This is a genomic window from Mycobacterium sp. NPDC003449 (genome assembly GCF_053588415.1).
In genome coordinates, this window is record NZ_JBSFPX010000290.1 from 1 (window position 1) to 6125 (window position 6125).

Annotated in this window: 7 protein-coding genes; 6 read left to right on the plus strand and 1 reads right to left on the minus strand. The window is 65.9% G+C overall.

The window, feature by feature from the left end:
- The 5 genes from ACWDTP_RS36680 to ACWDTP_RS36700 form a co-directional block, all read left to right on the plus strand.
- On the plus strand, positions 1 to 513 hold a 513-nt coding region (locus ACWDTP_RS36680; RefSeq protein WP_450028125.1), incomplete at its 5' end, for a cysteine hydrolase family protein.
- Positions 510 to 2090: an ABC transporter substrate-binding protein gene (locus tag ACWDTP_RS36685; protein ID WP_450028126.1), complete on the plus strand. Its 1581-nt coding sequence runs from the start codon at positions 510 to 512 to the stop codon at positions 2088 to 2090. The genes ACWDTP_RS36680 and ACWDTP_RS36685, both read left to right, overlap by 4 nt.
- Positions 2090 to 2944: an N-acyl homoserine lactonase family protein gene (locus ACWDTP_RS36690; RefSeq protein ID WP_450028127.1), complete on the plus strand. Its 855-nt coding sequence runs from the start codon at positions 2090 to 2092 to the stop codon at positions 2942 to 2944. Before ACWDTP_RS36685 ends, ACWDTP_RS36690 begins: the two co-directional genes overlap by 1 nt.
- Positions 2944 to 3474 (plus strand): hypothetical protein, encoded by a 531-nt coding sequence (locus tag ACWDTP_RS36695; protein WP_450028128.1) that lies wholly within the window; start codon positions 2944 to 2946, stop codon positions 3472 to 3474. The genes ACWDTP_RS36690 and ACWDTP_RS36695 overlap by 1 nt, the downstream gene beginning before the upstream one ends.
- The gene (locus ACWDTP_RS36700; RefSeq protein ID WP_450028129.1) at positions 3471 to 4523 is read left to right on the plus strand and encodes an isopenicillin N synthase family dioxygenase; all 1053 of its coding nucleotides are present in this window, start codon (positions 3471 to 3473) and stop codon (positions 4521 to 4523) included. The genes ACWDTP_RS36695 and ACWDTP_RS36700 overlap by 4 nt, the downstream gene beginning before the upstream one ends.
- Position 4524: 1 nt before the next feature.
- Here ACWDTP_RS36700 and ACWDTP_RS36705 read toward each other — a convergent pair whose 3' ends face one another.
- Entirely contained in the window at positions 4525 to 5598 is a 1074-nt protein-coding gene (locus ACWDTP_RS36705; protein ID WP_450028130.1) for an ABC transporter substrate-binding protein, read from the minus strand.
- 166 nt (positions 5599 to 5764) lie between these two features.
- Here ACWDTP_RS36705 and ACWDTP_RS36710 point away from each other — a divergent pair.
- Positions 5765 to 6125 (plus strand): cbb3-type cytochrome c oxidase subunit I (locus tag ACWDTP_RS36710; RefSeq protein WP_450028131.1); only part of this gene is annotated, 361 nt, incomplete at its 3' end.

Sequence of the window (6125 nt, forward strand, 5' to 3'; positions counted from 1 at the left end):
CCGCGGCGATCAGTCGCTGCGGCTCGGGGTGCCGGGGTGCCGATCGTGTTCTTCCAGGAGGTTCACCGCGCCAGTGGAATCGACTTCGGTCGCGAACTGGACGGCACCGAGGGCATGCATTGCATCGACGGCAGGCCCGGAACGGCACTTCATCCGGCCCTGCTCCCTGAACTGAACGGGCCGAACCAGGAGTTCCACATCGTCAAGCGCCGTTATTCGGGCTTCATCGGCACCGAGTTCGAGATCGTGCTGTCCGGACTCAAGGCATCCACGCTGATCCTCGTCGGCGGACTGACGGACGTGTGTGTCCACTACACCTTCGCCGACGCCCACCAGCGCGACTTTCACGTCAGGGTGGTCTCCGACTGTGTGGGCGGTTCGTCTCAGTACCGCCACGACGCCGCACTCGACGCGATGGAGTACCTGCAGACCGGCGCCGTGCGTACGACCGAAGAGATCCTGACCGCATTCCGCCAACTCAGTACCCCCATCCTCGAGGGAGCCGCACGATGACCAACAGACTCGGCTCGCTCGCCGCGCTCGGTGCCGTTGCCGTACTCGCGTTGAGTGCCTGTGGAGGTTCAGATTCCGGCGGCGGAACGCCGAACGCCGCACCGACCGACAAGGTACTGCACGTCTCGTTCCTGCAGGACCCCGGGCAGCCACCGGACCCCGACATCTTCTACGCCGGTCAGGGTCTGCTCCTGACCACGAACATCTACGAGGGTCTGCTGCAGTACAAGGCGGGCACCGACAAGCCGCAGATCGAACCGCTGCTGGCCACCGAGTGGACCGAGTCACCCGACCACACCGTATTCACATTCAAACTGCGCGAGGGTGTCACGTTCCACGACGGGACCCCCTTCACCTCGGCCGCGGTGAAGGCATCCTTCGACCGCCGGGCGGCAGTGAACCAGGGCCCGGCCTATATGGTCAAGGACGTCAAATCAGTAACGACGCAGGGTGATTACGGCGTGACAATCACGCTCAAGGCGCCCAACTCGGCGTTCCTCGACTACCTCGCGGCTCCGTACGGGCCCAGGATGCTCAGCCCAGAGGGACTGGCGAAGAACGCGGGCAGCGACAACGCACAGGCCTACCTGACCAACCATGACCTCGGAACTGGTCCATACACACTGACCGCCGCGGAGATCGGATCCCGCTACGCGCTGGCCGCTTACCCCGAATACTGGGGGGAGAAGCCATACTTCGAGAAGGTCGAGATCCCGGTCATCACCGACGTCTCGGCACAACAGCTGCAGTTCAACAACGGTCAGATCGCCGCGATCATGCACGACCTTCCGTCCTCGGCAGTCGAGCAGTATCTCAACGACGACAAGTTCACGAACTACTCGCTGCCGACGATGATGTCGAACTACCTCTACCTCAACCCGCGTAAGGGCATGCTGACCGACGTTGCGAACCGAAACGCGGTCGTGGCGGCCATCGACGTCGACACCCTGGTCAAGCAGACCTACTTCGGCCGCGGCAAGAAGGCCGAGCAGGTCTACCCGCCCAACATGATGGCACCGGAGTTCGCCAGGCAGTCCGTGACGCACGATCCGTCGCAGCTGACCAGGCTTGCCGCGAACCTGCCCGCCGACCAGAAGGCGATCACCATCGGGTACGACTCGTCCAACCCGGACAACCAGCTGATCAGCAACCTGATCCAGACCCAGCTCGCCGCGGCCGGGCTCACCGCCAAGGTGCAGAGCTATCCGACCTCGGAGATCTACGGCTGGATCGGCACCGACGGGCAATCGGCCCCGGAGATCTACTCGGGGACCGGATGGCCGGATGCCCCATCGCCTTACACATGGGGACACATCTCCTTCGACCCCGACGGTGGCCTGAACTATCTGGGTTGCTCCGCGCCGCCGATCACCGCAGCTCTGGCAGAAGGATTGGCCACCGGTGCACCACAACCGTTCTCGACCGCGGCCGAGGAGGCAGTCAAGACGGGGTGCTGGCTGAACATGGCCGACGTGGACGACTTCGTGGTCGCCCAGCCCTGGCTGAAGGGCGTCGAGCAGGCGCACGTTGTGACCAACCCGAACTCGCTGCGGCTGTTCAAACTGTCGGTGGGCTGATGTCGACTCTGGTCCGCAAGAGCGGCGTGCGTCGGATCATCCTGCTGACACTGGGTTGGGAGGAGCTGCCGAAGTCGGTGTCGGTGTACGGGGCGCCCGCCGAGGAACGCATGCGCGAGCCGGTGCCCGGTGTGCTGCTGCAGACCGACGGTGGTTGGGTGCTGCTCGACACCGGCTTCAACACCGCATTGGTACGGGATCCCGCGCTGTACCGGCGATTCTTCCCGACCGTCGAGTACCGGCCGGTTCTGCCCGGTCCCGGCGAGCCGATCGAGCAACGGCTGGCCGAGGTCGGCGTTGACTTCGACGACATCCACACTGTCGCGGTAAGCCATTTGCACCACGACCACGCCGGCGGACTGAAGCTGTTCGCGGGCAAGGTTCCGGTGCACGCGCAGCGCCGTGAGCTTGAGTACGGGCTGTCCAACCACCCCGAGCCGGAGCGCAACGCGATAGTCCGCGCCGACTTCGACGATCCGAACATCCAGTGGCGCCTGGCCGACGGGGAGGCAGAGATCGCGCCGGGCGTCACCGGTGTGCCGACCTACCGCCACACGCCCGGGCACCAGAGCTTCGTGGTCGATCTCGACGAGTCCGCCTCCGGCGGTGAGGGTCCGAAGGGGTTCGTGTTCGCGTTCGACGCCGCCGATCTGACCGAGAACATCGAACAGGAACTGGCGATCGGCGGATTCATCGACGTCGAGCCCGAGGATACGATCGAGCCGATCCGCAGGCTCAAGAAGCTGGCCGGCGACAGGGGCTATCAGTTGATCCCCGGTCACGATCCGCACGTGTGGCCGGAACTGACCCAGCACTTCCAGGACCGCTTCGGGGTAGGTCCGGTGTCTCGATAATGGATCCGGCGGCTTGCGACTGCGTCGGATTGTGGCGGCGCACGCTGCTGGTCGGTGCCGACGGCTCGTGCGATACGGGTACCGACGTCACGTGGTTGCAGGGGCCCACCGCGTACGTCGACTCGCGTGGCTTCGCGGGAACGCTGCGCCAGCGGGCCGACATCTTCGAGTGGCACCGGGTCATCGACCTCGAACCGCCTGGTCCGCATCCCGACGCCGGTGTGATGCTTTGGGACGGTGACACATTGATTGAGACCGGCATCTATGAGGACTACGTCGAACACTGGACCCGCGACCGGGAACCGAGGACACCCTGCGGCGCCACGTTTATGCGGGGACCTGATGGCGCACCGGGGCTTCTGGTGCGCGTCGGCTCACGCTTCGGTTGGGGTGGTGGCGGAGTTGTCGTGATCGACGATATCGGCGGATCCAGGTGGCGGGCGCTCGAGATCGGGTGCTCCGGAGATCAGATCCACGCCAACGGCGTGCGCTGGATAGTTGAAGATAGCGAAGGGACATTGAATCTATGAGTAACGCAATGTCATTCACCTCGGTGCCGATCGTCGACATCAGTGGTCTGTGGTCTCGGGATCGGGCCGAACGCGAGCGCGTCGCCGCCGAGATCGGCCGCGCGGCAAGTGATGTCGGCTTCCTGTATATCAGCGGATCCGGTGTCGACGAATCCCTGTTCGACCGGATGCTCGAGGCGACCAAAACGTTCTTCGCACTACCGGTCGAGGAGAAGATGCGGACCTACATCGGCCTGTCGCGGTGCCATCGCGGCTACGTACCGGTCGGAGAGGAGGGGATGGAGACCGGCCCGCCCGACCTCAAGGAGGCGTTCGACACGGCGCTGGACCTGCCGGCCGACGACCCCGATTACCTGGCAGGCAATCCCATGCTCGGCCCGAACGCATGGCCGGACGTGCCGGGTTTCGCGGCCGCGGTGACTGCCTACTACCAGGCCGTTCTCGGGGTGGGAAAGCAGCTGCTCTGGGCGTTTGCGGTGGCACTCGGCGAGGACCCGGACGTGTTCTCCAGGCACGCCACGAAGACACCGAGCCAGTTGCGTTTGGTCCACTATCCGTACAACCCCGACGCCGAGGACGCCCTCGGTATCGGCGCCCACACCGATTACGAGTGCTTCACGCTGCTCAAACCCACCGCACCCGGGCTCGAGGTGATGAACGGCGACGGCGAGTGGATCGACGTGCCCCCGGTACCCGGCACCTTTGTCGTCAACATCGGTGACCTGCTCGAACTGTGGACCAACGGCACCTACGTCGCCACCAGTCACCGGGTGCGCAAGGTGCGTGAGGAACGGTATTCCTTCCCGCTTTTCTTCAACGTCGACTACGCCACCGAGGTGAAACCGCTGCCACGGTTCTCCCCGGTAGACGGGGTGCAGCGGCCGTCGCTGCGCGCGGGGGAACACCTGTTCGCGCAGACCGCTCAGACGTTCGCCTACCTGCGCAGCCGCATCGACAGCGGTGATCTGGTGCTGCCTGACGGATCGCTGGCGCCGGGTCAGTTCGGCCAGCAGGCACTGCAGGTGGCCGGGTCCGCCGACCAGCTGTGATTCAGTTGATCGGGGCGTTGACCCAGCGCAGATCGTCGAGCATGCCGCGCGCGGCGACGATGTTCTGCCCGGTCTGCCACACCTCGTTGTTGACGACGAACACCCGGTTGTCCCGGGTGGCCGAGAGGCCCCGCCACGCGTCGCTGTCGAGGATCTCGGTGGCCTTGTCCCTGGCGGCCGGTGAGGCGAACGACACATAGACGATGTCGGCGTCGGCGATCGCGTAATCGGCGTCGGTGGTGCCCAACTCCTCGTAGGGTTTGTCGGTGAACCGTTGCCCGACCGGCCGGTCCAAGCCGACCGCGGAGAGCACGCTGCCCGGGAAGTTCTCCGCGCCGAACACCCGGACCGAATTCTCGGTGAGCTGCACCACCGAGGCCTGGAAGTGCGTGGCGTCGTTGTCGGCCCCGGCCCGGCGGGCCGCGTCGTCGAACCCGCCGACGAGGTCGTCGGCCGCGCCGGCGCGTCCCGTCGCCGCGCCGACCGTGCGCAGCGTGTCACGCCACGCCGCGCCGGGTGCCCCGGTGAACACGGTCGGCGCGATATCCGACAGCGCCCCGAACGTGTCGGGTGTCAGGGCCTGCGATCCGAGGATCAGGTCCGGCTTGGCCGCCTCGATCGCCCCGAGGTCGGGTGCGCTCCTGGTGCCCGCGGCGGCGGCGTCGTGCACGACGGTGCCCAGGTAGGACGGCTGCCGGTCCGAACCGTCCGGCAGGGCCGCGGCCACGATCCGGGACTGCAGCCCGAGCGCGCACAACGCGTCGAGTTGATCACCGGAGAGCACCACGATGCGCTGTGGATCGCCCCGTACCTCGGTGTCCTCGGCGATACCGGCCGAGTCGCCACGCGCGTTGCGGACCCGGCGCGGCTCCGGATCGGCGGGCGCGGGATCGGCCGCGCAGGATTCGTCGGGCCTGCGCTGATTGCCGAGCACCCCGGCATCGGCGATCTTGGTCACGCTGGTGGTCATCGAGGGCGCGGCCGGCGCCGCCGAGTCCGTTGAACCACAACCGCTGATCAGGGTCGCCGCGGCGGCGATCAGAGCGGCGCCCGCGGTGGCTCGGTTGCTCGGCACCGGGCGACGGTAGCATTCTGGTGCTTAGCGGCAGGTCAGGCGTACGCAGGTGACGGTTGCCTGTCAATTACGACAGTTTGTAGGACCCACGGGGAATCTGGGCGCGGGGAGCGTTAGGATTCAGTTCGATAAGCGGGACTTTCCCGACGAATCTTTGGAGGACCTCTTGGTAGCGGAAGCGCCCCCAATCGGAGAACTCGAGGCACGTCGTCCTTTTCCGGAACGGATGGGCCCCAAGGGGAACCTGATCTACAAGCTGATCACCACCACCGATCACAAGCTGATCGGCATCATGTACTGCGTCGTCTGCTTCGCGTTCTTCGCGATCGGCGGGCTGATGGCGCTGTTCATGCGCACCGAGCTGGCGATGCCGGGCCTGCAGTTCCTGTCCAACGAGCAGTTCAACCAGCTGTTCACCATGCACGGCACGGTGATGCTGCTGTTCTACGCGACCCCGATCGTGTTCGGGTTCGCCAACCTGGTGCTGCCGCTGCAGATCGGCGCGCCCGACGTGGCGTTCCCGCGGC